Origin of the sequence: Pedobacter sp. HMWF019, from assembly GCF_003061025.1 — a bacterium.
Lineage (GTDB): Bacteria > Bacteroidota > Bacteroidia > Sphingobacteriales > Sphingobacteriaceae > Pedobacter.
Window position 1 is genome coordinate 1 of record NZ_QAIL01000465.1, and the last position, 2051, is coordinate 2051.

Sequence of the window (2051 nt, forward strand, 5' to 3'; positions counted from 1 at the left end):
CTCATAGGCATCCAAACTTTTGGCTGAAACCATAATTATCTAAAGGCATCATTACAAATCCATTTTCCGCTAATCTGGAGAAAAGCCTGTTCATTTCGTTTTCATTTTTGCATTCCACCCAGTTTGAAATAGCTGGCGTGAAGGTCCAATTATGTTTAACGAAACTATCACTGCAAATAAATTGCTTTCCGTTCAACTCAAATATAGCTTTCAATCAGGACCTGGCGATAAAACAATAAATCAAAAATATGGTTAAGTTAAAACCAAACACGCTGGTACTAGTTTACAAAGACAAATAACAATTAGAAATTTATCTATGGACTTCACAATAGAATTAGAAGATATGATTGCTATGATGGTTTCCATCATATGCGGTGGTGCAATAGGATTTGAACGAGAATATAAAAATAAGTCTGCTGGCTTTCGCACTATAATTCTGATTTCTCTCGGATCTACAATTTTTACTATAGTTTCCCGGCATGGCGCTGGGGCCGATGACCGAATTTCGGCAAATATCATCACCGGCATCGGTTTTATTGGCGCAGGTGTCATATTTAAAGACAAAATTTCTGTCAGGGGACTAACTACCGCTGCTGTAATTTGGACTTCTGCAGCAATCGGCATGACCACCGGTATCGGTTATCATGCCTTAGCTTTATGTCTCACTGTCATCACTCTTGGTGTTCTTTTAATGGTTACAAAAGTAGAGCAGATGATTGCCCGACTTCAAAAAGAACGACTCTTAAATGTAACCTTCCGTGATCCGGATTTTAATCAGATTGAGCGGCTGGAAAGCATGTTAAATACAAAAGGCCTTTCTGTGGAAAGAGTAGAAATCACCAAAGAAAATGATCATTTAATTGTCGTGTTTAAGGTATCAGGTCAAAAAAAGTACTTGGTGATCATGAGTGAAACCCTGGCCACATTACCAGAAATCATCAGTTTTTCTTAGATCGTTTTGAAATCAGATTCCTAAAAATTTGAAAGGTTCTGCTGCTTTAAATTCTGAATTTGACAAGCCATTAAGTGCAATGCTCTGTTTTAAATTCAGCTTCATAGATTTTGAACCTTCATTTAAATCAAATTTACTCAAGTCTACCCAAAAGGTACCCGGGGTTAAAACATTTTCAAAATAATAGACTTTATTTTTTTGATCTGCCACAGACCTCCAACGGGTTGAAGAAATATTAGGCTCCGTTTCTGAACTAATACCAAAAGGTACAGAACAATTTCTGATTACGCTAAATACGCTGGCAACCGCAATTCTCGTATCGTCGGTTTGGGGAATGGCATTAATATAATAAGAAGCCCTCACAAAACGATCGGCTGCACGATTGGTGCCTGGTAGCATGATTGTTCCGGGAATACCTGCCCAATAATTATTTAAAGCAAGTTGCTCACTAAATATGGGAGAGTTCGTCATCACGGTATAGGAAGCATCATGATGAATCACTAGCTTTCCATTGATATATTCAAATATTGCATTATCACCTGAAGCATCCGAAATGGATAAATGAAGTGTCGTGAATTTTTTAGTACCGGGAATATAATCACTGACTATAACGAACGACTCATCTTTTAGCGCCGTAACGACTTCATTTACAGTTGCAAAATTATCCAGGACATACTGTGCCCATGCTGAAATAGTAATGCCCTTCTTTTTACCATCAGGTTTGAATTTTGGATAACTGGATTCTACCAACCACAACACATTGGCTACTAGTCCCTTCTCATTTAAACCATCTACAGTTGCAATATCCCAGGCACTGGAAATTACACTACCATACTTAGAAGTCCATTTTAAAGACTGTGGCCCTACTTCACCATTTCTGGCAATTCCTCTGGGAAATACCCACAGATTAGCAGAAATTTCATCTTTCCAGTCCATACTGCGGGCTGTGATCACTGTTCCATTGGGGCCTTTATACACTACTCGTGTACAGGCTACAGATTCCTTTTGACCTAAAAGAAATGCTACAAAAACAAAAGAGAAAAAATACTTCATATTGATAGATGTTTAATTAATATTTAACACTACTATTATTTAGTAA

General features: G+C 37.6%; 3 protein-coding genes. 1 reads left to right on the forward strand and 2 read right to left on the reverse strand.

All coding sequences use genetic code 11. The features are described 5' to 3' along the window. Position 1: 1 nt before the first annotated feature. Positions 2-214 carry a VOC family protein gene (locus DBR11_RS24395; protein ID WP_108555194.1) on the reverse strand — a complete coding sequence of 71 codons (213 nt, stop codon included), beginning with the start codon at positions 212-214 and terminating at the stop codon, positions 2-4. A gap of 102 nt (positions 215-316) precedes the next feature. Between DBR11_RS24395 and DBR11_RS24400 the strand changes: the two genes are divergently transcribed. Then, a complete protein-coding gene (locus DBR11_RS24400; RefSeq protein WP_108555195.1) occupies positions 317-952 on the forward strand; it encodes an MgtC/SapB family protein in 636 nt (211 codons plus the stop codon). A 12-nt stretch (positions 953-964) separates the two neighbouring features. On the opposite strand, the gene DBR11_RS24405 is transcribed toward DBR11_RS24400, so the two are convergent. Next, complete coding sequence (locus tag DBR11_RS24405; RefSeq protein ID WP_108555196.1) at positions 965-2005, reverse strand: linear amide C-N hydrolase; 1041 nt, start codon at positions 2003-2005, stop codon at positions 965-967. Positions 2006-2051 lie beyond the last annotated feature (46 nt).